Source organism: Nocardioides donggukensis (assembly GCF_014842875.1).
GTDB classification, from domain to species: Bacteria; Actinomycetota; Actinomycetes; order Propionibacteriales; family Nocardioidaceae; genus Nocardioides; species Nocardioides donggukensis.
Genome location: NZ_JACYXZ010000002.1, coordinates 607,716 through 632,360, shown reverse-complemented (window position 1 = coordinate 632,360; position 24,645 = coordinate 607,716). Strand labels below are relative to the sequence as shown.

The window sequence follows — 24,645 nt, the reverse complement described above, 5'->3', positions numbered from 1 at the left end:
CGGCACCCACAACCGTGCCGGGACCGCGCGTCAGGGCCGCAGGAAGACCCGGTTCCCGCCGATGTAGGTGGCGGCCGCGGGCACCTCCAGCAGGTGCCGGGCGACCTTCTCCGGCTCACCGGTGCCGCCCAGCGGGTCGGCGTCGAGCAGCACCAGGTCGGCCGGGTGACCCGGCGCCACCGTGCCCCAGCCGTCCGTCGAGGCGGCGAGGGCCTCGGCCGCCGTGAGCGCGTGCTCGGGGTGCCAGGCCGGCCGGTCGTCGCCGCTGCGGTGCACGGCGGCGGCCATCGCCAGCCACGGGTCCAGCGGGGCGACCGGGGCGTCCGACCCGAGGCGCACCTCGACCCCGGCGTCCAGCAGCCAGCGCAGCGCGAAGCTCCGGCCGGACCGGTCCGGCCAGCACTGCTCGGTGACGTCGCGGTCGTCGAGCAGGTGCGCCGGCTGCACGCTGGCCCGGATGCCGAGCTCGGCGAGCCGGGGCACGTCGCGCGGGTCGATCAGCTGGGCGTGCTCGATCGAGCCGGTGGCCCCGGTCTCCTCGTAGGCGTCGAGCGCCTCCCGCACCGCGGCGTCGCCGATGGCGTGCACCGCGATCTCGAGTCCGTGCCCGTGCGCCTCCCGGAGCAGTGCCCGCAGCTCCAGCCCGGTGAGGTTCGGTGCGCCGGAGGGGTGCTCGAGGAAGTCGCCGTCGGCGTACGGCGCGCAGCACCAGGCGGTCCGGGTGTTCAGCGAGCCGTCGGAGATGATCTTCAGCGGCCCCATCAGGGCCCGGTCGTCGCAGCCGGGCAGGGGGTCGCCGGTGCGCAGCCCGGCACCCAGCACCGTCGGCAGCCCCTCGGCGTAGGTCGCCATCCGGATCCGCAGCAGCCCGGCCACCGACCAGCGCTCCGCCCACTCGGCGGCGCCGCCGCTGAACTCGAAGTCGACCACCCCGACGATGCCGCGGGAGGCGGCCTGCTCCTGCACGGCTCGGTACGCCGCGGGCGAGGTGCCCTCGTCGCCGACCAGCCGGGGGAGCCTCTCGTAGGCGGCGAACCACTCCTGCTCGCGCACCACGTCGTCGCGCCACGGCAGGTCCAGCACCGCCAGCCCTGCGGAGTTGAGCCAGGCGTGGTGGCCGTCGCCGCTGATGAGGATCACCGGCACGTCGCGGGCGACCCGGTCGAGGTCCTCCACGAGCGGCTCGCGGTGCCAGGTCACCGAGCGGTGGCCCCAGCCGACCAGCGGGACGCCGGGCTGGACGGCGAGGTGGTGCTCGACGATGGCGACCGCGTCCTCCGGGGACCGCGCCGAGCTCAGGTCGAGCCGGGTCGCGACCTGGGCCCACTGACCCAGGTGCACGTGCTGGTCCCAGAGGCCGGGCGAGACCCAGCGACCCTCGGCGTCGTGCACCTCGGTGCCGGCCGGCGCGGCCAGGTCGCGACCGACGGCCGCCACCTCACCGTCGCGGAGCAGCAGGTCGACCGGGTCCTCCGGGGCTGCGGCGCCGGGGCCGAGCGGCACGAGGCGCGCGTGGCGGAGCAGGAGGGAGGACACGTCCGCGAGGCTATCCATCCCGGGCCCCCGGCCGCCGGACCGGGGCGGGTGAGTTGGCACACCCGTGGCCGAGGTCGGGCGTCGGAATCCCGATGGCTGCCTGTCGGTGCCTGCCCCTAGGGTCGGTCCTGTGAACGAGTCCATGATCTCGGCCGTGGGCCTGCGCAAGGCCTTCGGGGACTTCGAGGCGGTGCGCGGCATCGACGTCGAGGTGCGCCGCGGCGAGGCGTTCGGCTTCCTCGGGCCCAACGGGGCCGGCAAGTCCTCGACGATGCGGATGATCGCCGCCGTCTCCCCGGTCACCTCCGGCTCCCTGCGGATCCTCGGCCGCGACCCGGCCGAGGACGGACCGGCGATCCGGGCCCGGCTCGGGGTGTGCCCGCAGGAGGACACCCTCGACACCGAGCTGACCGTCCGCGACAACCTGGTCGTCTACGGCCGCTACTTCGGCATCCCCCGCTCCGAGGTGGCCCGCCGCGCCGACGAGCTGCTCGAGTTCGTGCAGCTGGCCGAGCGCGGGAAGGCCAAGGTCGAGAGCCTCTCCGGGGGGATGAAGCGCCGGCTGACGATCGCCCGCTCCCTGATCAACCGGCCCGACCTGCTGCTCCTCGACGAGCCCACCACCGGGCTGGACCCGCAGGCCCGGCACGTCCTCTGGGACCGGCTGTTCCGGCTCAAGCAGCAGGGCGTGACGCTGGTGCTGACCACCCACTACATGGACGAGGCCGAGCAGCTGTGCGACCGGCTCGTGGTCATGGACAAGGGGCTGATCGTCGCGGAGGGGTCGCCTCTCGAGCTGATCCGCGGCCACTCCACCCGCGAGGTCGCCGAGCTGCGTTTCGGTGTCGGGGAGCACGAGGCGCTCGCCGCGAAGGTCGAGGACCTCGGCGAGCGGGTGGAGGTGCTGCCGGACCGGCTCCTGGTCTACAGCGACGACGGCGAGGAGGTCATCGCCCGGGTGCACGAGCGTGGGCTGTCGCCGGTCGCGGTGCTGGTGCGCCGCTCCACGCTGGAGGACGTGTTCCTCCGGCTCACCGGCCGGACGCTGGTCGACTGATGGCTCCCGACCTGCCGGCCACCTCGGCCCGGCCCTCGCGCTGGGAGCTGGCCTGGCGGCAGTCCGACTACTGGCTGACGGTCTACCGCCGCACCTGGCGGGGGAGCGTCATCACCTCGTTCCTCACGCCCCTGTTCTACGTGCTGGCGATGGGGGTGCTGCTGGGCGGCTTCATCCAGGTCGCGCCGGAGCGCCTCGAGGGCGCCACGTCGTACCTCGCCTTCGTCGCGCCCGGGCTGGTCGCGGCGCAGTCGATGCAGCTGGTGGTCGGGGAGGTGACCTATCCCGTGATGGGCATGGTCAAGTGGAACCGGATCGCCTTCGGGATGACCGCGACCCCGCTCGGTCCGGCCGACGTCGTCAACGCCCACCTCGGCTTCCTGGTGTTCCGACTGGCCACGGTCTCCGGGGTGTTCCTGGCGGTGCTCGCACCCTTCGGCGTGCTCACCTCGCCGGCCGGCGCGGTCGGTGCCTTCCTCACCCAGATCCTGGTCGGCCTCGCCTTCGCCACGCCCATCTACGGCCTCAGCGCGGGTCTGCGCAACGAGGCGGCGTTCGCGCTGGTCTTCCGGCTGGGGATCATCCCGATGTTCCTGTTCTCCGGCGCGTTCTTCCCGGTCGGCAACCTCTCCCCGGCGCTGGAGACGCTGGCCCGGCTCACCCCGCTGTGGCACGGCGTCGACCTGACCCGGATGTTCACCCTCGGCACGCTGGAGGCAGGGCCGGCCCTGGTCCACCTCGGCTACCTGCTCGCGATGGCCGGCCTCGGCTACCTCTGGGTGGTCCGCCGGCTGACCCGCCGGCTGGGGGACTGATGGCCACCGTCCCGGGAGTCGCCCAGCCGCGTCCCACGCCCTCGGCGCTGGCCGCGACCCGGATCCTGCTCTACCGCAACTACCTGAGCTACCGGGCCGCCTGGTACATCTTCCTCACCGGCTTCCTCGAGCCGGTGTTCTACCTGTTCTCGATCGGCGTCGGGGTCGGCCGGCTGATCGACTCCTTCGAGTTCAACGGCGAGACCATCGGGTACGCCGCCTTCGTGGCGCCGGGCATGCTCGCCGCCTCGGCGATGAACGGCGCGGTGCTGGACTCCACGTTCAACTTCTTCTTCAAGCTCAAGTTCGAGAAGCTCTACGACCAGATCCTGGCCACCCCGATGTCCACCCTCGACGTGGCCCGCGGCGAGCTGGCCTGGTCGCTCCTGCGTGGCGGGATCTACTCCTTCGGCTTCCTCGGCGTGATGGCCGGCATGGGCCTGGTCTCCTCGTGGTGGGCGGTGCTCGCGCTGCCGGCGACGCTGCTGGTCGGCTTCGCGTTCGCCGGGGCGGCGATGGCCCTGACCACCTACATGCGCAGCTGGCAGGACTTCGAGTACGTCTCCCTCGCCACGATGCCGATGTTCCTGTTCTCCGCGACGTTCTTCCCGGTCACCGCCTTCCCGGGTGTGCTGCGGTGGCTCGTGGAGGCGACGCCGCTCTACCGGTCGGTGGTGCTGTGCCGCGAGCTGACCACCGGGGCGCTGAGCTGGGACTCGGCGGTGTCCGTGGTCTACCTGGTCGCGATGGGCGTGGTCGGGCTGCTGGTCGCCCGCCGCCGGCTCGACGCGCTGCTGCTGACCTGACACGAGGTGAGGCGGCTGGGCGGGCGGGACACCGGCCGGCGACCGGGCCGCGGCTAGGCTCGCAGCATGCGTCCCCTGCTGCTCAAGGTCGGTGCCCCGCTGCTCGCGGTGGCGCTGGTCGCCGGCCTGTGGGCGTTCGAGCCGTGGCGGGCGTTCACCAGCAGCGAGGTCGACGAGGCGGTGCCGACCAGCGAGGCCACGCCCGCCGAGGCGACCGACGGGCCGACTGATGGGCCGACTGATGGGCCGACCGAGCAGCCCACCGACGAGCCGGTCGACGCCACGGTGGCCGAGTCGACGGCACCCGAGGAGCCGGTCACGCCCCGCGACTCGGTCTTGGCCACCGGCCGGTTCGAGGACGCCGAGCACGCCACCACCGGTCGGGTCCGGGTCCTGCGGCTGGCCGACGGCCGGCGCTTCGTCCGGTTCGAGGGGCTCGACACCAGCGACGGCCCGGACCTGCACGTGTGGGTCACCGACCAGCCCAGCGGCGGCGCCTGGGGCTCCTACGACGACGGCCGCTACGTCCGCCTGGGCGAGCTCAAGGCCACCGGCGGCAACCAGAACTACCTGGTCCCCGACGGTGCCGACCTGCGCGGGATGCGCTCCGTGGTGATCTGGTGCGACCGGTTCAACGTGGCCTTCGGGACCGCCCCGGTCGACCTCTGACCGGCCGCTGACCTTCCCGCGACCGGCCGCTGGACCGCCTGGGACCCACCGGTCCAGGTGCGCTCGCCCGGGACCGGCTGAGAGGATGGCCGCATGCCGATCGAGCCCGACCTGAAGGACTGGACCTGGGTCATCGACGCCCGCTGCCCCGAGTGTGGCTTCGACGGCGCCGGCGTGGACGACCTGCCGGGGGCGCTGCGCGCCAACGCGGCGGCCTGGCCCGACGTCCTGTCCGGACCCGATGCCGCCGTCCGCCCGGCCGAGCACGTCTGGTCGGCGCTGGAGTACGCCTGCCACGTCCGCGACGTGCACCGGGTCTTCGACGAGCGGGTCCACCGGATGCTGGGCGAGGACGACCCGGTCTTCGCCAACTGGGACCAGGACGCCGCCGCCGTCGAGGCCGACTACTGGGACCAGGACCCGACGACGGTGGCCGACGAGCTGGTCAGCGCGGCCGAGACGGTCGCGGCGACCTACGCCGGCGTCGGCGACCGCTGGGAGCGCCCCGGCCGACGCAGCAACGGCAGCGCCTTCACCGTCGCGACGATCGGCCGCTACCACCTGCACGACGTGGTCCACCACCTCCACGACGTGGGCCCGCGGACATGAGGCACACCGAGTTCTGGGCCCGGATGGAGGCGGCCCTGGGGCCGGCGTACGCCCGGGCCTGGGCCGAGCAGCACGTGATCACCGCGCTGGGCCGCACCACGGTGGAGGCGCTGGACGCCGGCACCCCGCCGAAGCAGGTGTGGGCCGAGGTGTGGCGGACCCTCGACCTGCCCGACCGGGACCGCTGACGGCCCGTCGGGGCGGGTTGGCCGGCATGGCAGAGTGACCGCGTGAGCACAGCGACTGCGGACGTGGCCGTCATCGGCGGCAGCGGGTTCTACTCCTTCCTCGACGGGGCCGACGAGATCCACGTCGAGACGCCGTACGGCGACCCGTCGGGGCCGGTGACCATCGGCACCGTCGGCGAGCGCCGGGTGGCGTTCCTGCCCCGGCACGGTGTCGGCCATGCCTTCCCGCCGCACCGGATCAACTACCGCGCCAACCTCTGGGCGCTGCGCAGCGTGGGGGTCCGCCAGGTGCTGGCCCCGTGCGCGGTCGGCGGGCTCTCCCCGGCCGTCGAGCCCGGCGAGCTGGTGGTGCCGGACCAGCTCGTGGACCGCACCTGGGGCCGGGTCGGCAGCTACGTGGAGACCGGTGCCGTGCACCTGCCCTTCGCGGACCCCTACTGCTCCCGGCTGCGGAGCCGGCTGGGGGCCGAGGACGAGGTGACCTCCGGCGGCACGATGGTGGTGGTCGAGGGGCCGCGCTTCTCCACCCGGGCCGAGTCCCGGCACTACGCCGACCAGGGCTGGTCGCTGATCAACATGACCGGGGCCCCGGAGGCGGCGCTGGCCCGCGAGCAGCGGCTCTGCTACGCCCCGATCGCCGTCGTCACCGACATGGACGCCGGCGTCGACGAGGGCAGCGGCGTGGGTCAGGCCGAGGTGTTCGCGATGTTCGGCCACAGCATCGAGCGGGTCAAGGCGCTGCTCGGCACCGTGCTGGCCGACCTGCCCGACCCGGCCGGCTGCGCCTGCTCGGCCTGGGCGGACGACCTCGAGCTCACCTACGACGTCCCGTGAGGGTCCTGCTCACCGGCAGCGCCGGGTTCATCGGGTCCGTGATCGCCCGCCGGCTGGAGGAGGCCGGCGACGAGGTGGTGCGGGTCGACGCGCTGCTGGCACAGGCGCACGGGGACGGCGCGAGCCTCCCCGAGGGCACGCACCGGGTCGACGTCCGCGACGCCGAGTCGTGGCCGGACCTCCTGGCCGGCGTCGACGTGGTCTGCCACCAGAGCGCCCTGGTGGGCGCCGGGGTCCGGGTGGGCGACCTGCCGGCGTACGCCGCCCACAACGACCTGGGCACGGCGGCCCTGCTGGCCGCCATGCACGAGGCCGGCGTCGACCGGATGGTGCTGGCGTCCTCGATGGTGGTCTACGGCGAGGGTCGCTACGCGTGCCCGGAGCACGGGGAGGTGGCCCCCGGTCCGCGCCCGGTCGCGGCGCTCGAGGCCGGCAGGTTCGAGAACCCGTGCCCGGAGTGCGGCGCGCCGCTCGACTGGCGCACCGTCCCCGAGGACGCCCGGCTCGACCCGCGCGGCAGCTACGCGGCCAGCAAGGTGGCGCAGGAGCACTACGCCGCGGCGTGGGCCCGGCAGGCCGACGCCGCCGCGGTCGCGCTGAGGTACCACAACGTCTACGGCCCCGGGATGCCCAAGGACACGCCGTACTCCGGGGTGGCGGCGATGTTCCGCTCCTCGCTGGAGCGGGGCGAGTCGCCGCGGGTGTTCGAGGACGGCGGCCAGATGCGCGACTTCGTGCACGTCGAGGACGTCGCGACCGCCAACGTGCTCGCGATCCGGGCGGTCCGGGAGGCGGACACCGGGTCGCTGGAGTCCTACAACGTCTGCTCCGGAGAGCCGGTGTCGATCGCCGACGTGGCCGCCATGGTCGCCGAGGGGCACGGCGCCGGGATCCGGCCCGAGGTGACCGGCCAGTTCCGCAGCGGCGACGTGCGGCACGTGGTGGCCTCCCCGGAGCTGGCCGCCGACCGGCTCGGCTTCCGGGCCGCGGTGCGCCCCGCCGACGGCCTGGCCCGCTTCGCGACCGACCCGCTGCGCTGAGCCGCACCCGCCCGTCAGGCGGTCAGTCGCGCGGTCGACCGGGCGGTCAGGACGTCGGGCTCGGCGACCTCACCAGCTCGTGTAGAGCAGGTGCTGCACCAGCAGTGCCGTCACCAGCTGCACCCCCAGCGCGACCCGTCGCCAGTGTCCGGGCAGCAGGGCGCAGGCGATCAGCAGCCACGGCACGAACGGCAGCCAGATCCGCTCCACCTCGCCCTTGCTCATCAAGGACAGGTTCGCGGCCAGCACGGTGAGCACGGCGGCCCCGGCCAGCCAGCGCACGGTGCGGTCCTCCTCGGAGGACACCGAGGTGAGCCGCGGGCGGAGCCGGGTCAGCCCGGCGCCCACCGCTGGCCCGGCCGCGACGGTGAGGGCAGCCAGGTTGCCCCAGAGCCAGTACGCCGCCGGCCGCTCGGAGGCGATCCCGTCCCAGTACCGCTCGCGCAGCACCGGCAGCGCCTCCCACAGCGCGAAGCCGTAGCCGGCGAAGCCGAGCACCAGCATCAGGGCGGTCGCCGCGGCGACCGGGAGCGGCAGCCAGCTCCGGGCGACCACCAGCACCGCCACGGCCAGCAGGCCGAGCAGAGGGAGCCCGTAGGAGAGCAGGACGCAGCTGCCCAGCAGGAGCCCGGCCAGCACCGACCAGCCCACCCTGGCCGGCAGGCCGGTCCGGGTGGCCCCCAGCGCCAGCGCCGCCAGCCCCCACGCGGCGACGGCCGTGAAGACCGCGTCGGCGGAGACCGCGAGGAACACCGCGGCCGGGGCCAGCACCAGGAACGGCGCCGCCCGGCGGGCGGCCCGCTCGGCGCGCAGCGCCCGCAGCGCGACCAGCACCGCGGGGGCGACCGAGGCCGCGACCGCGGTGACGACCAGGGCGGCGGCGAGGTCGCCACCGAGACCGATCCGGTCCAGGGCCACGAAGAAGAGCAGGGCCGCGGGCGGGTGCCCGGCGACGTGGGTGACCCAGTTGTCCGGGTGGGCGTACGGGATCCGGTCCACGAACTCGTCCAGCATCGCCGGGACGTCGGTGATCGCGCGGGCGGTCTCGAGGTACTCGTACGGGTTGCCGAGCACCCGGGTCAGGCCGGACGGGCCGTCGACCAGCGCCAGCGAGAGCAGCCAGGCCAGCCCGACGGCGTACGAGGTCAGCAGCAGGGTGCGCCACGGCAGCCGCTCGGCGCGGCCGGCCAGCCGCCAGCCGGCCACCGCGACGGCCAGGGCCGGGAGCGTGCCCGGACCCAGCTTCGGGTCCCAGTAGCCGTGCGTGGGCGCCAGCCCGCGGTCGTCGGACCGGGCGCCCACGTCCCAGCCGGTGAGGGCCGGCACCGCGATCGCCACCGCGACGAGGAGCACCGGGACCAGCAGGCCCAGCGTCTCCGCGGACGGGCGGCGGCCGGTCCGCTCGCCCGAGGGCAGGGTCGCGGGCTTCGTGGACATGGGCCCGAGCCTAGGTGGCGCCACCAGCCGCCAACGACGAACCCGGGCCGGACGGATCGTCCGTCAGCGATCCGTAAGGTCGAGAATGCCGCCGCTGTGGCCCGAGTCCATAGGGTGGTCCCATGGAAACCTGTGATCTCGTGCTCCCGTGCCGGGACGAGGGACCGGCCCTGAGGCAGCTCCTGCCGCTCGTGCCGGCGCCCTGGTCCGTGGTCGTGGTCGACAACGGGTCGACCGACGACACGGCCGCGGTGGCCCGCGAGCACGGGGCGAGGGTGGTCGCCGAGGCCCGGCCCGGGTACGGCGCCGCGGTCCACGCCGGCGTCGAGGCGTCCGAGGCGGTGTTCCTCGCGGTGATGGACGGGGACGGATCCTTCGACCCGCTGGACCTCGACCGTCTGCTCGCCGCCGTCCGCGACGGCGCCGACATGGCGGTCGGCCGGCGACGCCCGGTGCGCCGGGGCGTCTGGCCCTGGCACGCCCGGCTCGGCAACGCGTTGATCGTGGCCTTCATGCGCCGCCGCGGCGGCCTCGGCGTCCACGACATCGCGCCGATGCGGGTCTGCCGCCGCCAGGCCCTGCTGGACCTCGACGTCCGCGACCGCCGGTTCGGCTACCCGGTGGAGCTGCTCGACCGGGCCACCCGCGCCGGCTGGCGCATCAGCGAGCACGACGTGGCCTACCACCCCCGGGCCGCCGGCACCCGCTCCAAGGTGTCCGGCACCGTGCGCGGCACGGTCCGCACCGCCCGCGACTTCGCCAAGGTGCTCGCGTGAGCGGCGGCGCTCGGGCGCTGCTCCTGGCGAAGTCCCCGGTGCCGGGACTGGCCAAGACCAGGCTTGGCGCGGAGATCGGCATGGAGGCGGCGGCCGGGCTGGCCGCCGCGGCACTGCTCGACACACTGGCCGCGTGCCGGAGGGCCTTCGGCGCAGACCGCTGTCGGCTCGCGCTGGCGGGCGACCTGACCGAGGGCGTGCGTGCCGACGAGCTGCGCGCGGCCCTCGCGGGGTGGACGGTGGTCCCGCAGCGCGGCGAGGACTTCGCGGCCCGGCTGGTCGAGGCGCACGAGTCCGCGGCCCGCGACCTGCCCGGCCCGGTCGTCCAGATCGGCATGGACACCCCCCAGGTGACCGAGCGGATGCTGCTCGACGCCGCGGAGGCGCTGGAGGAGCACGACGGCGTGCTCGGGCCGGCCGAGGACGGCGGCTGGTGGGTGCTGGGCCTGCGCGACCCGGCCCAGGCGGCGGCCATCCGCGACGTGCCGATGTCCACGCGGGAGACGGGTGCCGCGACCCGGACCGCTCTCGAGAGGGCCGGCCTCCGGGTGGCCGGGACGGCGACGCTGCGCGACGTGGACACGCTCGAGGACGCCCGGCTGGTCGCGCAGGAGGCACCGGACGGCGCCTTCGCCGCCGCCTGGGCCGAGCTGGCGGTGGCCCGATGAGCGATCAGGTCGACGACCGGCCGGCGGGGGAGAGGCACCGCTCGTTCTCGGAGGCGTTCACGGCCGCGCTCCAGGGGAGCCCGTGCCGCGTGGTCGGCCGCATCGAGGGGATCGACGGCGTCGAGGCGTCCGGCGACCCGTCGGGCGAGTCCGACCGGACGGCCGAGCAGGTGCTGCCCGTGGACCGCTGGAACGGCCACGTGGACACTGCCGACCGGGTCCTCCTGCGGCACTGCGTGGGGGCCACCCTGGACGTCGGCTGCGGACCCGGCCGGATGAGCGCCCACCTGGCCGCCGAGGGGCACTGCGTGCTGGGCATCGACGTGGTCCCCGAGGCCGTGGCCCAGACCCGGGAGCGCGGCGCGGTGGCGCTGCGCCGCGACGTGTTCGAGCCGTTGCCCGGCGAGGGCCGCTGGTGCACGGCGCTGCTCGCCGACGGCAACATCGGCATCGGCGGGGACCCGGTGGCGTTGCTGCGCCGCCTGGCCGAGGTCGTCGCACCGGACGGCCGGATCGTGGCGGACCTGTCCGAGCACGGGGTCGGCGTCGACCGCCAGCGCATGCGGCTCGAGCTCGACGACGGCCCGAGCAAGCCCTTCCACTGGGCCTGGGTGGGCGCCGACGCCATCGGGGCCGTCGCCGTCGCCGCCGGACTGCGGGTGGCCGAGCTGCACGAGCACGAGGACCGCTGGTTCGTGGTCCTGGAGAAGGGAGCGCGAGGTGCGGCTCCCCTCTGAGCAGGACTTCTCCTCCCGGCTGCGGAGCCCGGCGGTGTCCAGTCGCGTCGGGGTCTGGCTCGGTGTCTGCTTCGCCGTGGCGTTCCTCACCGGCCTGATCAGCCACGCCTCGCAGGTCACCGACCAGGTGATCCCGTTCCCGGCCAGCCCCTCCTGGGGCTACCGGGTCACCCAGGGGCTGCACGTGACCGCCGGTACGGCGGCCGTGCCGCTGCTGCTGGTGAAGCTCTGGACCGTCTTCCACCGGCTCTTCACCCGACCGCCGCGGGCCGCGCGCGCCCTGCTGCTGCACGCGCTGGAGCGGGTCAGCATCGGCGTGCTGGTGGCCTCCGCGATCTTCATGCTGGTCACCGGGCTGGCCAACGCCGCGCAGTGGTACCCGTGGTCGTTCAGCTTCCGGTCCACCCACTACGCGATCGCCTGGGTCGCGATCGGCTCCCTGGTGATCCACGTGGCGGTGCAGCTCCCGGTGATCCGGAAGGCGCTCGGGGAGGACGTCGACTCCACCGACCAGGACCGCGACGGGGGCGGTGCCGGGGGAGTCGGCGGTGGCGGCTCACCGACCGGCGAGGAGCCGGCCGAGGCCGGTCGCACTTCGTCCCGGGGCGTCCTCACCCGTCGCGGGCTGCTGCGCAGCACCTGGCTGGCCACCGGCGTCGCGGTCCTCGCGACCGCGGGCAGCACGGTCCCGGCGCTGCGCCGGATCTCGGTGTTCGGCGTGCGGTCCGGCGACGGGCCGGCCGGGATCCCGATCAACAAGTCCGCGAAGTCCGCCGACGTGCTGGGCTCGGCGACCAGCAGCTCCTACCGGCTCACCGTCGTCAACGGGGACCGGGAGGTGGTCCTGTCCCGTGCGGACCTGCTGGCGATGCCGCAGCGACGCGAGGAGCTCCCGATCGCCTGTGTCGAGGGCTGGAGTGCCAGCGGCACCTGGGGCGGGGTCCGGGTCCGGGACCTGCTCGACCTGGTCGACGCGCCGGCAGGCAGCGACGTCAAGGTCGACTCCCTCCAGGAGTCCGGGCCGTTCCGCAGCTCGCTCCTCCAGGGCAACTTCGCCGACCATCCGCTGACCCTGCTGGCGGTGGAGCTGGAGGGTGAGCCGCTGGCGATCGACCACGGCTACCCGTGCCGGATCATCGCGCCCAACCGCCCCGGCGTGCTCCAGACCAAGTGGGTCGACCGGTTGGAGGTCGTGTGAACGGCCGGCTGCTGCTCGGCGGGCTGGGCGCCGGCGTCGCGGCGTACGGCGCGGTGCTGCTGCTCGGGCAGGACCTCGCGGACCTGCTGGACATCGCGGTCTGGCTGACGGTCGGGGTGCTCGTCCACGACGCCGTGCTCGCGCCGCTCACGATCGTGAGCGGCCTGCTGGTCGCCCGGTGGGTGCCCGGCCCGCTCCGGGCGCCGCTGGCGACCGGGTTCCTGGTGCTCGGGGCGACCACCCTGCTGGCGGTCCCGGTGCTGGGCCGCTTCGGCGCCCGTCCGGACAACCCCACGCTGCTCGACCGGGACTACCTGACCGGCTGGGTGGTGCTGGCGGCGCTCACCGCACTCGGGGTCGCCGCCGCCACCGGGCTCCGCGTCGTCGCCAGGAGGTCACGTGGCCCGCGTGCTGGTGGTTGACGACGACCCGACCGTCCGCGAGGTGGTGGTCTCCTACCTCCGCGCCCACGGCCACGACGTCCTCGAGGCGCCCGACGGCGAGACCGCACTCCGTGCCCACCGCGAGCAGGGCGCCGACCTGGTCGTGCTCGACCTGATGCTGCCCGGCGCCGACGGGCTCGAGACCTGTCGGCGGCTCCGCGAGCGCAGCGACGTGCCGGTGATCATGCTGACCGCCCTGGGGTCCGAGGCCGACCGGGTGGTGGGCCTCGAGCGCGGCGCCGACGACTACGTCACCAAGCCGTTCAGCCCCCGCGAGCTGGTGCTCCGGGTGGAGTCGGTGCTGCGGCGGGCGGGGGAGGCCGAGGAGGCCGCCACCGGCATGCTCCACGACGGCGACCTCGTCGTGGACTGCGACCGGCACGAGGCGGCTCGCGCCGGGACGCCGCTGGCCCTGACCTCGCGCGAGTTCGACCTGCTGGTGTTCCTGCTGCGGCACCCGGGGGTGGCCTACACCCGCGACGAGCTGCTCCAGCAGGTGTGGGGGTGGTCGTTCGGGGACCAGTCCACCGTCACCGTGCACGTGCGCCGCCTCCGCGAGAAGGTCGAGGACGACGCCCGTCGCCCGGTGCGGCTGGTCACGGTGTGGGGCGTCGGCTACCGGTGGGAGGCGGCGTGAGCCTCTCGACGGGGGACCAGCTCGACATCGTGGTCGTGGTGTCCGCGTGGGCGGGCGGCACCGGCGCCGTGGCCCTGGTCGTCGCGTGGTTCCTGCGCCGGCGCTCGGTGCGGGTGCTGACCGCCTTCGTGGCCCTGGTCGCGGTGGCCGCCGTGGTCGCCGGCACGGTCGGCACCGCCCGGGCGATGTTCCTCTCCGCGCACGACTTCGAGGTGGTCCTGCTGGTGGCCGGCGTCTCCGGGGTGGTGGCGCTGCTGCTGGCGCTCACCGTGGCTGCGGCGTTCGGGCACTGGTCCCGCACCCTGCGGGCCGAGGCGGTCCGGTTCGGTGAGAGCGGCACCTTCGTGAGCGACCCGGGACTGCCCGCCGACCTGCGCGAGCTGTCCGAGGAGCTGGCCCGGACCGGCGAGCGGCTGCAGGAGTCGCGCTCGCGGGAGCTGCGGCTGGAGGAGTCGCGTCGCGAGCTGGTCTCCTGGGTCTCCCACGACCTCCGCAGCCCGTTGGCGGCGCTGAGGGCGATGACCGAGGCCCTCGAGGACGGACTGGCCGAGGACCCCGAGCGCTACCACCGGCAGATCCGGGCCGAGGTGGACCGGATGGTGCGGATGGTCGACGACCTCTTCGAGCTCTCCCGCATCCACGCCGGGGTGCTCCAGCTGAGCCTGCAGCCGGTCGCGGTCGGCGACATCGTGAGCGAGGCGCTCGCCGCGGCGGATCCGGTCGCCCGGGCCCGTGGGGTGCGGCTGGGCGGCAGCGTGAGCGAGGGCCTGCAGGTGACCGCCGACCCGGCCGGCCTCTCCCGGGTGGTCTCGAACCTCGTCCTCAACGCGATCCGGCACACCCCGGCCGACGGGGTGGTCGAGGTGCACGGCCGCGACGCCGGGTCCGGGGTCGAGCTCGCCGTGACCGACGGGTGCGGCGGCATCCCCGAGGAGGACCTGCCCCGGCTGTTCGACGTGGCCTGGCAGGGGGACGCCGCCCGGACGCCGCACGCACCCCAGCCGACCCAGCCGACCCAGCCGGCCCAGGCCCAGTCCGGGCAGCCCGGGGAGCGTGGTGCCGGGCTCGGCCTGGCGATCGTCAAGGGTCTCGTGGAGGCGCACCGTGGGCAGGTCGCGGTCGCGAACGCCGAGCCCGGCTGCCGGTTCGTCGTCCGGCTCCCGGCATCGGCTCCGGACCCCGCCCTCTGACCCCGCCCTCTGACCCGGCTCCCCGGCCTACCGAGGCAACTCGCTCCCGGCCCGCGTGTCGGGTGCGGATCGAACACCTGTTCGGGATAGCGTGGGGTCTGCGCGAGAGGCTGGTCGGCACGTCGGGCCGGGCTCTCGGCGGGGTCGTCCACAGGCAGGCCGGGCGCCGTTGGCTCGGTGTCGGTGGCTCCGGCTAGCGTCCGGAACGGCGCCGTACGGCACCGCACAGAGACTTCACAGGGACCCTGCACCAGGGACGTTCACAAGGATGGGTGACATGGCTGGAGACCGCGGCAAGGCGCTCGACGCAGCGCTCGCGAACATCGAGAAGCAGTTCGGCAAGGGATCGGTGATGCGTCTGGGCGACGAGATCCGGGCGCCGCTCGAGGTGATCCCGACCGGGTCGATCTCGCTCGACGTGGCCCTGGGCCTGGGCGGGCTGCCCCGGGGGCGGGTCGTGGAGATCTACGGCCCCGAGTCCTCCGGCAAGACCACGGTTGCCCTGCACGCGGTGGCCAACGCCCAGCGCGCCGGCGGGATCGTGGCCTTCATCGACGCCGAGCACGCCCTCGACCCGGAGTACGCCAAGAACCTCGGCGTCGACACCGACTCCCTACTGGTCTCCCAGCCGGACTCCGGCGAGCAGGCGCTCGAGATCGCGGACATGCTGGTCCGCTCGGGCGCCCTCGACCTGATCGTCATCGACTCGGTCGCCGCGCTGGTGCCCCGGGCCGAGATCGAGGGCGAGATGGGCGACAGCCACGTCGGCCTCCAGGCCAGGCTGATGAGCCAGGCGCTGCGCAAGATGACCGGTGCCCTCAGCGGCTCGAACACCACGATGATCTTCATCAACCAGCTGCGCGAGAAGATCGGCGTCATGTTCGGCTCGCCGGAGACCACGACCGGTGGCCGGGCGCTGAAGTTCTACTCCTCGGTGCGGCTCGACGTCCGGCGGATCGAGACCCTCAAGGACGGCCAGGACATGGTCGGCAACCGGACCCGGGTCAAGGTCGTGAAGAACAAGGTCGCGCCGCCGTTCAAGCAGGCCGAGTTCGACATCATGTACGGCAAGGGGATCAGCCGTGAGGGCGGACTGATCGACGTCGGCGTCGAGGCGGGTCTGGTCCGCAAGGCAGGCGCCTGGTACACCTACGAGGGCGACCAGCTCGGGCAGGGCAAGGAGAACTCCCGGAACTTCCTCAAGGACAACCCCGACCTGGCCAACGAGCTGGAGAAGCGGATCCTCGAGAAGCTCGGGGTGGGCCCGGTCGTCGACCAGCCCGCGACGCCGGCCGAGCCGGCCAACATCGACTTCTGACGATGACGGCACCGGCCACCGACGACCCGCTCGGCCCCGAGCCGGACCAGGAGGCCGTGGCCCGCAAGATCCTGCTGGACATGCTCACCGGTCAGGCCCGGAGCCGGCAGGAGCTGGCGACCCGGCTGCGCTCGAAGAACGTCCCCGACGACCTGGCCGCCCGCCTCCTCGACCGGTTCGAGGAGGTGGGTCTGGTCGACGACGCCGCCTTCGCCCGCGCCTGGGTCGCCTCGCGGCAGCCCGGGAAGGGGCTGGCCCGCCGGGCGCTGGCGGTGGAGCTGCGACGCAAGGGGATCGCCGACGAGGTGGCCGCCGAGGCGCTCGCCGAGATCGACCCCGACGACGAGGACGCGGCCGCCCGCGCGCTGGTCCGCAAGAAGCTGCGCGCCCTCGAGGGTGTCGAGACCGAGCGGGCCACCCGCCGGCTGGTCGGGATGCTGGCCCGCAAGGGCTACTCGCCCGGGACGGCCTACGCCGTGGTGCGCGCCGAGCTGGCCGAGATCGGGCGCTGAGCGGGCACGTCGAGGGCGACGTACGACGCGCAGGTCACTCCGAACGGTCGCCGGAGGTCGCCCGGTGGGAGACCCGGAGCGGCACCACGGCGAGCAGCAGCGCCATCGTGGTGAGCATCGCGGCACCGACCACCAGCGCCGAGGTCCGATCGGTGACCTTGTCGAAGACCAGCACGCAGATGCCGGTCACCAGCAGGGCGATGCAGCCCAGCACCAGGTGGACCAGCACGTGCGCGGAGGAGACCAGTCGCTCCTTGACCTGCTGACCGAACAGCCGGCGGTGGATGCTGATCGGGGTCAGCGTCAGCCCCGTGGTGACCGCGGCCAGCAGGACCAGCCCCAGGTAGAGACCGCGGCCGAAGGAGTCGAGGTCCGAGAACTCCCCGGTGAAGGGCAGCGTCAGCAGGAATCCCGCGATCAGCTGGGTCCCGGTCTGGCAGACCCTGAGCTCCTGGAGCAGGTCCGCCCAGTTCCGGTCGGACCTCTCCGCGGGCGACTCGCTGCGATCGGCGACGCGGTCCATGCGGCCTCCTTCGGGCGTCTGCGCCCCGGCTCGGGTTCCTCCCACCCGGGGTACCCCTGAGGGTGAGTCGGCATGCCACGCACCGGCATGATTGTGGCCGCAATGGTTACCGCGACCCGAGCAGCGACCTGAACGGAGGTTCGGCATGGCGCTGGGTCGTGAGAGTCCTGGTGGTCGCGCGGAGGCGAGCGCGGTCGCCTTCGAGCAGAGCCCGATCCCGATCACGGTCTTCTCCGGCCCCGGCCTGGTGGCGGTGGCGATGAACCGGGCGGCCCGCAACTGGTGGGGCGCCGACCTGCTGGGCAGCCCGGCCAGGGCCACCGTCCCCCCACTGGCGGGCGCCGGCTACTGCGACGAGGCGGAGCAGGTCTACGCCTCCGGCGTGCCCTTCACCGGCCCGGACTGGCCGGTCCGGCTCGTCGACGAGGAGGCCGGATCACGCCGCTTCCTCACCGACGTCGTGCTGGAGCCGTGGCACACGCCGGACGGGGACGTGCACGGCGTGGTGGGCTACGCGCTGGACGTGACGGAGGTCCCGCCGCGGGAGGCGGGACAGGCGGGCGGGGACGGCGAGCCCCAGGGCCTGGTCGCCGCGCTCCAGGACGTGCTCCTGCCCGTGGAGCTGCCGCTGCTGCCCTCGCTGGACGTGGCTGCCCGTCACGTCCCCGCCGAGTCCGGGAGCGGTGGCGACTGGTTCGACGCCCTCGTGCGGCCCAGCGGTCGGCTGGCCGTCGTGGTCGGCGACGTCGCCGGGCACGGCGTCGAGGCGCTGTCCACGATGTCGACCCTGCAGTCCGTACTCCGGGCCAGGCTCGCCGAGGACACCTCGCTGGCCGTGGCCGTGGAGGGGCTCGACGCCTTCGCCGGAGCCTGGCCGGAGGCCGCCGGTGCGACCGTCGGCGTCGCGGAGATCGACCCTGACACCGGCGGGGTGCGCTACGTCCTTGCGGGGCACCCGCCGCCGTTGGTGGTCGACGACGCACGGGGGTTCCGCTTCCTCGACCCGGTCGCCGGCCGTCCGCTGGGCGCCGGCGGACCGCGCACGGAAGGGGGCGCCGTGCTCTCCGAGTCCGAGGTGCTGCTCGTCTACAGCGACGGGCTGCTGTCCGGGCCCCGCCGGGGCGTGGGGGAGATGACCGTCGGGCTCGCCAGCGTGGCGGGGGAGGCCTGGCGGCGGCAGGTGCCCGGTGCCGGACCCGACGCCCTCGATCGCATGTGCACCGAGACGCTGGAGCGACTGGTCGCCGGCGCCGACCACCAGGACGACATCAGCCTGGTGGCGGTCCGGCGCAGCGCCGACTCCACGGTCTTCGACGGCGAGGTCGACGCGGGGGTACGGCCGGACCGCATGCGGAGCCGGCTGGCCGGCTGGCTCAGCGACCTCGGGGCCGGCCTGGTCGACCGGGTCGCGGTGCTGCACGCCGTCGACGAGCTGGTGGCCAACGCCGCCGAGCACGCCTACGCCGACGGCCCGGCACCGTCCGGGCCCACGGCCAGGGTGCACGGGGCGCTCGGGTCCGACGGCGTGCTGGCGGTCTCGGTCGCCGACACCGGGCACTGGCACCAGGGTGCCGACGCCTCGTCGGGCCAGGGACTCGCCGTCGTGGGGTCCCTCGTGGATCGCTGCCACGTCGACCGGCGACCCGAGGGGACGACCGTCCGGCTGCGGCACCGACTCAGACGGCGCCCGGAGGTGCTCCGGGTGGCCCGGAGACGCTCCGGCAGCCGGGGCGACGTGCCGGGTCCGGCCGGGCGGACCGGTCAGGGGGCCGGCAGCACGTTGGCGCACTGGGAGCTGAGCGGGAACAGCGTCGTGGTGAGCGGCGACCTGGTCGGGGGCTCGGTCACCGGCCTACGGGAGGTGCTCCTGCAGAGCTGTCAGGCCGGCTGTCGGAGCGGGGTGGTGGACCTGAGCGACGTGACCCGGTTGGGTGGTGAGGCGGTGCGGTCACTGTCCGAGGTCGTGGACCGCTGCGAGGAGCACGGCTCCGGACTGACCCTGGTCGCGGCGGCGGGCAGCATCGCCCAGCACGTGCTGGAGATCGTCGGGCTGCCCTACCGGACCACGGCGGGCTCGGCTCAGACGGGGTCCGGCTCGACCCGGGACATCGACTCGTAGCCCGAGGGCAGCCTGCCCTCGGCGATCACGGTCTCGGCCACCTCGCGCAGCTTGACGTTCGCATGGCTGGAGTACCGCTGGAGCGTCTCGAAGGCCTGCTCCATCGTCAGCTCGTAGCGCTGCATCAGTACCCCCTGGGCGACCCCGATCAGGTGCCGGCCGTGCATGGCGGCCTGGAGCCCGCTCACCTGACGCACCGAGGCGAGGGCGTTGCCGGCGTGCGTGGCATAGACCAGGGCCAGCGCGAGGTCGTCCTCGGTGAACGCCTCCGGTCGGCGCGAGTAGATGTTGATCGCGCCGAGCGGGTCGTCGGGGTCGGTCCTGATCGACGACGTCAGCTGGACGCTGACGATCGAGTGCACGCCGAGCTTCGCCACCCGCGGCCCCCAGCGTGGCCAGCGCGGGTCGGCGCCGGTCTCGTGCACGAGGTACGGCTCGTCCTCGCGGGCCGAGTCCACGCACGGCCCCTCGTCGAGCTGGTACTGAAGCTCGTCGCAGGCGTCGGCGAGCGGGTCGCTGGAGCAGACCGTCTCGAGCCGGTGGCGGCGACGGCGGACGGTGATGCCGCAGAACTCGGCCGCCGGCAGCACCGCCAGGGAGCCGTGGCAGATGGCCTCCAGCGTCGGATGCTCCTCGCCCTGGGCGAACAGCTCGTGGCTGAGTCGGGCGAAGAAGGCCGCCGGATCGTGGTCCAACGGCAGGTGGTCGGGCGCGGCCATGCCTGGAGCGTACCCCTCCCGGTCCGCCCGAGGACCTGTGCTCGGGCGTCCCGTGCTCATCCGACCCGGGCCGGCTCCTCGAGCGAGTCCCGCAGGTTGCGCAGGATCCGCGACAGCAGCCGCGACACCTGCATCTGGGTCACTCCGAGCTCGTCGGCGATCTCCTGCTGGGTGCGGCCGTCGTAGAAGCGGAGGGCGAGGATCCGCCGGTCCCGCTCGCGCAGTCGGCGGACCACCGGGCGCAGCATCAGCCGGGCCTCGGCCGCCTCGTGGTCGCGGTCCTCCTCCAGGGCCAGCAGGTCGCCGAGCGCCGTGCCGGAGTCGCTCTCGTCCCCGACCGGGCGGTCGAGGGAGGTCGGGTGGAAGCACCCCTCCGCGGTCAGCGCGTCGAGGACGGCCTGCTCGGGCTCGCCCAGCGCGGCCGCGATCTCGGCGGTGCTCGGCGTCCGGTCGAGCGTGTGCCTGAGCGTGTCCCGGGTGCGGATCACGCGCGACTGGATCTCCTGGGTGCGCCGCGGCGGCCGCACCATCCAGCCGGCGTCCCGGAAGTGCTTCTTGAGCTCGCCGCGCACGGTCGGGACCGCGTAGCTGAGGAAGTCCCGGTCCCGGCCCGGGTCGAAGCGCGCCGCGGCCCGGACCAGCGCCAGGTAGGCGACCTGCTCGAGGTCCTCCTGGGCGACCCCCTTGCCGCGGTGCTGGCCGGCGAGGCTGCGGGCGACGCCCATGTTGAGCAGCACGACCCGGTCGAGGTTGCGCTGCCGGCGCTCCGGATCGTCGGTGGCCGCGGCCTGGTGCAGGAGCTGGTCGGTGAGCGTGATCCGCTCGGCGCGGGGCAGCGAGGTGGTCCCGGTTCCGGACGGGCGGGTGTCGACGGGAGAGGGGCGTTCAGCGGTCGGGTGCACGTGTTCACTCCAAGGAGTCGAACGATGCCTGCCGATGGCTTCAGCGGGTGTGGGTCACGCGCCCGGGGGGCGTGTTCGTTGCTCTTTCGTGACCATACTGGACCAGTCGGCATAGCACCAGTGGGTCATGCCAACCCCAGTGACGGCCACGCTGGGGTCAGCCCGACGGCGCCAGTCGCCTGGCCAGCTCGGCGGGGCCGTCGAACACGTCGAGGGCCCCGGCCTCGAGCAGCTCGGCTTCCGGGACCCCGCCGGTGCGCAGGGCCACGCAGGGCAGGTCCCGGGCTCGGGCCGCCTCGACGTCCCACACCGAGTCCCCGACCACGAGCGCCCGGGTCGCACCGCCCCGCTCGAGCGCGGCGTCGAGCAGGTCGGTCGCCGGCTTGCTGCGCTCGACGTCGCCCCCGGCCACGCGGACCCGGATCATGGAGTGGCCCTCGACCAGGTCGAGCAGCCGGTCGGCGGTGCCGGCGTCGCCGGAGCTGGCCAGCAGCAGCTGCAGCCCGCGTCCGCGCAGGACCTCGAGCAGCTCCGCGGCACCGTCGAGCGCGGTGACCTGGTCCAGCAGCTCCTCGAAGTGCTCGTCGTGGAGCTTGCGGACCTGGTCCCCGAGTGCGGTCTCGACCGACGCGCCGGCCACCGCGGTCACCAGCCGGTCGCCGCCCATGCCGATGGCCCGGTGGATCTGCCAGGCGGCCACGTCGACGCCGACGTCGAGCAGGGCGCGCCGCCAGGCCACCACGTGTGGGTAGACCGAGTCGACGAGGGTCCCGTCGAGGTCGAGGATGACGGCATCGACTCCCTGCAGCGGGTCGACGTGGGGGCTGGTCATGGGGTTCCTCCGAGAGGGTGGCCGGGGGTCTCCTGCCCGGTGCCCGCACCGCCGGGTCGCAAACCCGTGTCGGCCCGCTCCTGCGCCCCGGGCTCGGGCGCCGACGCCGGGCGAGGCCCTTAGGGTGAGCCCATGACCGACTCCTCCCAGCCCACCGGCGCCGCGGCGTTCGAGTCGGCCCACCGGCTCAGCGGCGGCCGACCGGACCTGACCGCCATCGACCCGCACGGCAAGCCCGCCTTCGACGGCGACAAGAAGGCGGGCAAGAAGGCGCTGGCCGGGCTGGGCGACGAGCTGGCGGACCTGCAGGAGCGCCTGTTCGCCACCCGGGCCGTCGGCGCCCGGCACCGGATCCTGCTGGTGCTGCAGGGGATGGACACCTCCGGCAAGGGCGGCACGCTGCGACACACGGTCGGGCTGGTGGACCCGCAGGGGGTGGCGATCACCAGCTTCAAGGCACCGACCGAGGAGGAGCTGGCCCACGACTTCCTGTGGCGGATCCGCAGGGCTCTGCCCGAGCCCGGCTTCGTCGGCGTCTTCGACCGCTCCCACTACGAGGACGTCCTCATCGCCCGGGTGCGCGAGCTGGCCGACCCGGCGGAGCTGGAGCGTCGCTACGACGCCATCAACGACTTCGAGGCCGAGCTGGTCGACCAGGGCACCGTGGTGGTCAAGTGCATGCTGCACATCTCCGCCGAGGAGCAGCGCGAGCGGCTGCTGGCCAGGCTGGACGACCCCACGAAGCACTGGAAGTTCAACCCCGGGGACATCGACGAGCGCCGGGTCTGGCCGGCCTACCGGGAGGCGTACGAGATCGCGCTGGAGCGCACCCACACCGAGGTGGCGCCCTGGTACGTCATCCCGGGAGACCGCAAGTGGTACCGCAACCTCGCCGTCGGCCACCTGCTCCTCGGCGCACTGCAACGACTGGACCTGCAGTGGCCGGAGGCCGACTTCGACGTCGCCGAGCAGCGGGCCAGGCTGGTCGCGGAGGAACCCGTCGCATGATCCCTACGGCCACGGTGACCCGGTACGTCGCCCCGCTGCGGGAGGGCGGCTCGCTCCCCGGGCTCGTCGAGGCCGACGACCTGGGCACCTACGTGTGCAAGTTCCGCGGCGCCGGCCAGGGCGTGCGGGTGCTGGTGGCCGAGGTGGTGGTCGCCGGCATCGCCGAGCGCCTCGGGGTGCCGACGCCGCGACTGGTGGCGCTGGAGCTCGGCGACGCGATCGCACGCTACGAGGCCGACGAGGAGGTGCAGGACCTGTTGCGCGCCAGCATCGGCTGCAACCTCGGGGTGGACTTCCTGCCGGGGGCGTTCGGCGTCGACGGCGACCTGGCCGACGCCGGGGAGCTGGGGGCGCGGATCCTCTGGCTGGACGCCTTCACCGCGAACGTCGACCGCACCTGGCGCAACCCGAACCTGCTGGTCTGGCACGGGGAGCTGTGGGCCATCGATCACGGTGCCGCCCTGTGGTTCCACCACGGCTGGCACGGCGGCGCCGGCGACCCGGACCGGTTCGCGGCCCAGCCGTGGGACCCGGCCGATCACGTGATGGGGCGCGTGCTGGAGACGCAGCCGGAGCTGCTGGCGCAGGTGGACCGGGCGGCCGCGGACGCGCTGGGCGCCGAGGTGTTCCGTGATGTCCTCGCCCAGGTGCCGGACCTCTGGCTGGACCCGATGCCGGGGGCGGAGGACGCCGACGCGGTCCGGGCCGCCTACCTCGACTTCCTCCTCGCCCGGCTCGGCAGCCGGACCTGGCTTCCGCGAGGTGCGGCATGAGCGGTCCGGCGCAGGGTCACCAGCACCCCTATCAGCATCCCTACCAGTACCCCTACCAGTACATCGTGCTGCGCTGCGTGCCGCGCGTCGACCGAGAGGAGTTCCTCAACGTCGGCGTGGTGCTGCACTGCCAGGAGGCGGACTTCCTCGAGGTGGCGTGGAGCGTCGACGCCTCCCGGCTGCGGGCGCTCGATCCGGGCCTGGACCCCCAGCAGGTGTGCGACGCCCTGGCCTTCGTCGAGGGGGTCTGCGCCGGTGACGCCGCGGCGGGGCTGGCCGGGCGGCAGCCGGTCGGCACCCGGTTCGGCTTCCTCAAGGCTCCGCGCAGCACCGTGCTCCAGCCCGGGCCGGTCCACGGTGGTCTCACCGCGGAACCGGCCCGTCAGCTGGACCGGCTGCTCTCGACGCTGGTCGGCTGACCGCACCCGCCGCGCAGGCAGTTACTCGGGCGGGCACTCGGTCGGGCGCTCAGACCGCCACTCAGACGGGCACCAGCTCGACCGCGCCGACGGCGTACCGGGCCAGGATCGTCCTGGCCACCGTCGGGTGCGCCCCGAGCGGCGCCGAGACCGCGACCGCGCCGGCCTCGACGGCGAGCTCGGCGGCCCGGTCCGGCAGGAAGCCGGGCGCCAGGAACAGCGAGGCGACCGCGATGTGGCGGCGACCCTCGGCTCGGAACGCGCGGACCGCCTCGCCGGTCGCCGGGGGCGTGCTGGAGGCGAACGCCGCCTTGACCGGGAGCTTGTGGTGGCTGCCCCAGACCCGGGCCAGCCGACCGACCGCCTGGTTGGCCAGCGCGTTGCTGGAGCCGGCGGCGGCCAGCACGAGGGCGTCGAGCTCACGCACCCGCGCGTCCTTGAGGGCCTCGCGCATCCGGACGTCGAGCACCTGGAGGAAGGCGTTCTCGAGACCGAGGATGCCGCTCGCCCGGATCCGCAGCTGCGGGTGCCGCTCCAGCTGCTCGGCGATCGCGGCGGGGACGTCGACCTGGGCGTGGTAGGCGTCGCTGAGGAGGAGCGGCACGACCACGATCTCCTCGTGGCCGGCCTTGACCAGCCGGTCGACGACGGTGCCGAACGTGGGTCGGGACAGCTCGAGGAAGGCGGCCTCGACCCGCAGGTCCGGGCGCAGTCCTCGGACCTCGGCGACGAGCGACTTGATGGTGGCGGCGGATCGCGGGTCCCGGCTTCCGTGAGCCAGGGCGACCAGGGCAGGAGCGGCCATCAGTGCGGCCTCCCTTCGGTGGTGGTGCGGTGCGGGGCGACGCCGGTGTCGGCCCGCGCTGGGGTGGGTCGTGCG

Annotated in this window: 28 protein-coding genes; 21 read left to right on the top strand and 7 right to left on the bottom strand. The window is 74.3% G+C overall.

Features of this window, described 5'->3' with window-relative positions:
• Positions 1-30: 30 nt before the first annotated feature.
• Positions 31-1,536 carry an amidohydrolase gene (locus IE331_RS09385; RefSeq protein ID WP_192142781.1) on the bottom strand — a complete coding sequence of 502 codons (1,506 nt, stop codon included), beginning with the start codon at positions 1,534-1,536 and terminating at the stop codon, positions 31-33.
• Positions 1,537-1,666: 130 nt separating this feature from the next.
• Here IE331_RS09385 and IE331_RS09380 point away from each other — a divergent pair, with 130 nt between their 5' ends.
• The 8 genes from IE331_RS09380 (at position 1,667) to IE331_RS09345 (ending at position 7,554) form a co-directional block, all read left to right on the top strand.
• A complete protein-coding gene (locus IE331_RS09380) occupies positions 1,667-2,593 on the top strand; it encodes an ABC transporter ATP-binding protein (protein ID WP_201931502.1) in 927 nt (308 codons plus the stop codon).
• Positions 2,593-3,408, top strand: coding sequence for an ABC transporter permease (locus tag IE331_RS09375; RefSeq protein WP_192142779.1), 816 nt, complete (start codon positions 2,593-2,595; stop codon positions 3,406-3,408). The genes IE331_RS09380 and IE331_RS09375 overlap by 1 nt, the downstream gene beginning before the upstream one ends.
• Complete coding sequence (locus tag IE331_RS09370) at positions 3,408-4,214, top strand: ABC transporter permease (RefSeq protein ID WP_192142777.1); 807 nt, start codon at positions 3,408-3,410, stop codon at positions 4,212-4,214. The genes IE331_RS09375 and IE331_RS09370 overlap by 1 nt, the downstream gene beginning before the upstream one ends.
• Positions 4,215-4,280: 66 nt before the next feature.
• Positions 4,281-4,883 carry a DM13 domain-containing protein gene (locus tag IE331_RS09365; protein WP_192142775.1) on the top strand — a complete coding sequence of 201 codons (603 nt, stop codon included), beginning with the start codon at positions 4,281-4,283 and terminating at the stop codon, positions 4,881-4,883.
• A gap of 93 nt (positions 4,884-4,976) precedes the next feature.
• Entirely contained in the window at positions 4,977-5,492 is a 516-nt protein-coding gene (locus IE331_RS09360; RefSeq protein WP_192142773.1) for a DinB family protein, read from the top strand.
• Positions 5,489-5,680, top strand: a complete 192-nt coding sequence (locus IE331_RS09355; RefSeq protein ID WP_192142771.1) for a DUF3046 domain-containing protein — start codon at positions 5,489-5,491, stop codon at positions 5,678-5,680. Before IE331_RS09360 ends, IE331_RS09355 begins: the two co-directional genes overlap by 4 nt.
• A 42-nt stretch (positions 5,681-5,722) precedes the next feature.
• A complete protein-coding gene (locus IE331_RS09350; RefSeq protein ID WP_192142769.1) occupies positions 5,723-6,514 on the top strand; it encodes an S-methyl-5'-thioadenosine phosphorylase in 792 nt (263 codons plus the stop codon).
• Entirely contained in the window at positions 6,511-7,554 is a 1,044-nt protein-coding gene (locus IE331_RS09345; RefSeq protein WP_192142767.1) for an NAD-dependent epimerase/dehydratase family protein, read from the top strand. Before IE331_RS09350 ends, IE331_RS09345 begins: the two co-directional genes overlap by 4 nt.
• A 69-nt stretch (positions 7,555-7,623) precedes the next feature.
• On the opposite strand, the gene IE331_RS09340 is transcribed toward IE331_RS09345, so the two are convergent.
• Positions 7,624-8,991, bottom strand: a complete 1,368-nt coding sequence (locus tag IE331_RS09340) for a hypothetical protein (RefSeq protein ID WP_201931500.1) — start codon at positions 8,989-8,991, stop codon at positions 7,624-7,626.
• Positions 8,992-9,113: 122 nt separating this feature from the next.
• Here IE331_RS09340 and IE331_RS09335 point away from each other — a divergent pair, with 122 nt between their 5' ends.
• The 9 genes from IE331_RS09335 to IE331_RS09295 all read left to right on the top strand — a co-directional run bounded on the left by IE331_RS09335 (position 9,114) and on the right by IE331_RS09295 (position 16,470).
• A complete protein-coding gene (locus IE331_RS09335) occupies positions 9,114-9,767 on the top strand; it encodes a glycosyltransferase family 2 protein (protein ID WP_192142765.1) in 654 nt (217 codons plus the stop codon).
• Complete coding sequence (locus tag IE331_RS09330) at positions 9,764-10,435, top strand: TIGR04282 family arsenosugar biosynthesis glycosyltransferase (RefSeq protein ID WP_201931499.1); 672 nt, start codon at positions 9,764-9,766, stop codon at positions 10,433-10,435. The genes IE331_RS09335 and IE331_RS09330 overlap by 4 nt, the downstream gene beginning before the upstream one ends.
• The gene (locus IE331_RS09325; RefSeq protein ID WP_192142763.1) at positions 10,432-11,172 is read left to right on the top strand and encodes a class I SAM-dependent methyltransferase; all 741 of its coding nucleotides are present in this window, start codon (positions 10,432-10,434) and stop codon (positions 11,170-11,172) included. Before IE331_RS09330 ends, IE331_RS09325 begins: the two co-directional genes overlap by 4 nt.
• Positions 11,156-12,370, top strand: a complete 1,215-nt coding sequence (locus IE331_RS09320) for a molybdopterin-dependent oxidoreductase (protein WP_192142761.1) — start codon at positions 11,156-11,158, stop codon at positions 12,368-12,370. Before IE331_RS09325 ends, IE331_RS09320 begins: the two co-directional genes overlap by 17 nt.
• Positions 12,367-12,792, top strand: coding sequence for a hypothetical protein (locus IE331_RS09315; protein ID WP_192142759.1), 426 nt, complete (start codon positions 12,367-12,369; stop codon positions 12,790-12,792). The genes IE331_RS09320 and IE331_RS09315 overlap by 4 nt, the downstream gene beginning before the upstream one ends.
• Positions 12,770-13,450 carry a response regulator transcription factor gene (locus IE331_RS09310; RefSeq protein WP_192142757.1) on the top strand — a complete coding sequence of 227 codons (681 nt, stop codon included), beginning with the start codon at positions 12,770-12,772 and terminating at the stop codon, positions 13,448-13,450. Before IE331_RS09315 ends, IE331_RS09310 begins: the two co-directional genes overlap by 23 nt.
• Entirely contained in the window at positions 13,447-14,640 is a 1,194-nt protein-coding gene (locus IE331_RS09305; protein ID WP_318646800.1) for a sensor histidine kinase, read from the top strand. The genes IE331_RS09310 and IE331_RS09305 overlap by 4 nt, the downstream gene beginning before the upstream one ends.
• 277 nt (positions 14,641-14,917) lie before the next feature.
• Complete coding sequence (gene recA, locus IE331_RS09300; protein WP_192142753.1) at positions 14,918-15,958, top strand: recombinase RecA; 1,041 nt, start codon at positions 14,918-14,920, stop codon at positions 15,956-15,958.
• A gap of 2 nt (positions 15,959-15,960) precedes the next feature.
• On the top strand, positions 15,961-16,470 hold the full coding sequence (locus IE331_RS09295) for a regulatory protein RecX (RefSeq protein ID WP_192142751.1): 510 nt from the start codon (positions 15,961-15,963) through the stop codon (positions 16,468-16,470).
• A gap of 34 nt (positions 16,471-16,504) precedes the next feature.
• Here the strand turns inward: IE331_RS09295 and IE331_RS09290 are convergent, their stop codons facing one another.
• A complete protein-coding gene (locus IE331_RS09290; RefSeq protein WP_192142749.1) occupies positions 16,505-16,993 on the bottom strand; it encodes a DUF6328 family protein in 489 nt (162 codons plus the stop codon).
• A 145-nt stretch (positions 16,994-17,138) separates the two neighbouring features.
• Here IE331_RS09290 and IE331_RS09285 point away from each other — a divergent pair, with 145 nt between their 5' ends.
• Positions 17,139-19,112 (top strand): SpoIIE family protein phosphatase, encoded by a 1,974-nt coding sequence (locus IE331_RS09285; protein ID WP_192142747.1) that lies wholly within the window; start codon positions 17,139-17,141, stop codon positions 19,110-19,112.
• Here IE331_RS09285 and IE331_RS09280 read toward each other — a convergent pair.
• The 3 genes from IE331_RS09280 to IE331_RS09270 all read right to left on the bottom strand — a co-directional run bounded on the left by IE331_RS09280 (position 19,073) and on the right by IE331_RS09270 (position 21,565).
• Complete coding sequence (locus tag IE331_RS09280; RefSeq protein WP_192142746.1) at positions 19,073-19,831, bottom strand: GAF and ANTAR domain-containing protein; 759 nt, start codon at positions 19,829-19,831, stop codon at positions 19,073-19,075. The genes IE331_RS09285 and IE331_RS09280 overlap by 40 nt on opposite strands.
• A 56-nt stretch (positions 19,832-19,887) precedes the next feature.
• The gene (locus IE331_RS09275) at positions 19,888-20,733 is read right to left on the bottom strand and encodes a sigma-70 family RNA polymerase sigma factor (protein WP_192142744.1); all 846 of its coding nucleotides are present in this window, start codon (positions 20,731-20,733) and stop codon (positions 19,888-19,890) included.
• A gap of 157 nt (positions 20,734-20,890) precedes the next feature.
• The gene (locus tag IE331_RS09270; RefSeq protein WP_201931497.1) at positions 20,891-21,565 is read right to left on the bottom strand and encodes an HAD family hydrolase; all 675 of its coding nucleotides are present in this window, start codon (positions 21,563-21,565) and stop codon (positions 20,891-20,893) included.
• Positions 21,566-21,697: 132 nt separating this feature from the next.
• On the opposite strand from IE331_RS09270, the gene IE331_RS09265 reads away from it, so the two are divergent.
• Genes IE331_RS09265 through IE331_RS09255 form a run of 3 tightly spaced genes read left to right on the top strand, consistent with a single transcriptional unit; the run spans position 21,698 to position 23,765 of the window.
• Positions 21,698-22,573, top strand: coding sequence for a polyphosphate kinase 2 family protein (locus IE331_RS09265; protein WP_192142743.1), 876 nt, complete (start codon positions 21,698-21,700; stop codon positions 22,571-22,573).
• Positions 22,570-23,346, top strand: coding sequence for a HipA family kinase (locus IE331_RS09260; protein WP_192142741.1), 777 nt, complete (start codon positions 22,570-22,572; stop codon positions 23,344-23,346). Before IE331_RS09265 ends, IE331_RS09260 begins: the two co-directional genes overlap by 4 nt.
• Complete coding sequence (locus IE331_RS09255) at positions 23,343-23,765, top strand: DUF3037 domain-containing protein (RefSeq protein WP_192142739.1); 423 nt, start codon at positions 23,343-23,345, stop codon at positions 23,763-23,765. The genes IE331_RS09260 and IE331_RS09255 overlap by 4 nt, the downstream gene beginning before the upstream one ends.
• A 61-nt stretch (positions 23,766-23,826) precedes the next feature.
• Here IE331_RS09255 and IE331_RS09250 read toward each other — a convergent pair whose 3' ends face one another.
• On the bottom strand, positions 23,827-24,570 hold the full coding sequence (locus IE331_RS09250; RefSeq protein ID WP_192142737.1) for a sirohydrochlorin chelatase: 744 nt from the start codon (positions 24,568-24,570) through the stop codon (positions 23,827-23,829).
• Positions 24,571-24,645 lie beyond the last annotated feature (75 nt).

What these genes read in the sequence shown, in the direction of transcription:
- IE331_RS09375 (WP_192142779.1), top strand. Translation starts at nt 2,593, where the DNA reads ATGGCTCCCGACCTGCCGGCCACCTCGGCCCGGCCCTCGCGCTGGGAG.
- IE331_RS09370 (WP_192142777.1), top strand. Translation starts at nt 3,408, where the DNA reads ATGGCCACCGTCCCGGGAGTCGCCCAGCCGCGTCCCACGCCCTCGGCG.
- IE331_RS09365 (WP_192142775.1), top strand. Translation starts at nt 4,281, where the DNA reads ATGCGTCCCCTGCTGCTCAAGGTCGGTGCCCCGCTGCTCGCGGTGGCG.
- IE331_RS09360 (WP_192142773.1), top strand. Translation starts at nt 4,977, where the DNA reads ATGCCGATCGAGCCCGACCTGAAGGACTGGACCTGGGTCATCGACGCC.
- IE331_RS09355 (WP_192142771.1), top strand. Translation starts at nt 5,489, where the DNA reads ATGAGGCACACCGAGTTCTGGGCCCGGATGGAGGCGGCCCTGGGGCCG.
- IE331_RS09340 (WP_201931500.1), bottom strand. Translation starts at nt 8,991, where the DNA reads ATGTCCACGAAGCCCGCGACCCTGCCCTCGGGCGAGCGGACCGGCCGC.
- IE331_RS09335 (WP_192142765.1), top strand. Translation starts at nt 9,114, where the DNA reads ATGGAAACCTGTGATCTCGTGCTCCCGTGCCGGGACGAGGGACCGGCC.
- IE331_RS09325 (WP_192142763.1), top strand. Translation starts at nt 10,432, where the DNA reads ATGAGCGATCAGGTCGACGACCGGCCGGCGGGGGAGAGGCACCGCTCG.
- recA (WP_192142753.1), top strand. Translation starts at nt 14,918, where the DNA reads ATGGCTGGAGACCGCGGCAAGGCGCTCGACGCAGCGCTCGCGAACATC.
- IE331_RS09295 (WP_192142751.1), top strand. Translation starts at nt 15,961, where the DNA reads ATGACGGCACCGGCCACCGACGACCCGCTCGGCCCCGAGCCGGACCAG.
- IE331_RS09290 (WP_192142749.1), bottom strand. Translation starts at nt 16,993, where the DNA reads ATGGACCGCGTCGCCGATCGCAGCGAGTCGCCCGCGGAGAGGTCCGAC.
- IE331_RS09285 (WP_192142747.1), top strand. Translation starts at nt 17,139, where the DNA reads ATGGCGCTGGGTCGTGAGAGTCCTGGTGGTCGCGCGGAGGCGAGCGCG.
- IE331_RS09280 (WP_192142746.1), bottom strand. Translation starts at nt 19,831, where the DNA reads ATGGCCGCGCCCGACCACCTGCCGTTGGACCACGATCCGGCGGCCTTC.
- IE331_RS09270 (WP_201931497.1), bottom strand. Translation starts at nt 21,565, where the DNA reads ATGACCAGCCCCCACGTCGACCCGCTGCAGGGAGTCGATGCCGTCATC.
- IE331_RS09265 (WP_192142743.1), top strand. Translation starts at nt 21,698, where the DNA reads ATGACCGACTCCTCCCAGCCCACCGGCGCCGCGGCGTTCGAGTCGGCC.
- IE331_RS09260 (WP_192142741.1), top strand. Translation starts at nt 22,570, where the DNA reads ATGATCCCTACGGCCACGGTGACCCGGTACGTCGCCCCGCTGCGGGAG.
- IE331_RS09255 (WP_192142739.1), top strand. Translation starts at nt 23,343, where the DNA reads ATGAGCGGTCCGGCGCAGGGTCACCAGCACCCCTATCAGCATCCCTAC.
- IE331_RS09250 (WP_192142737.1), bottom strand. Translation starts at nt 24,570, where the DNA reads ATGGCCGCTCCTGCCCTGGTCGCCCTGGCTCACGGAAGCCGGGACCCG.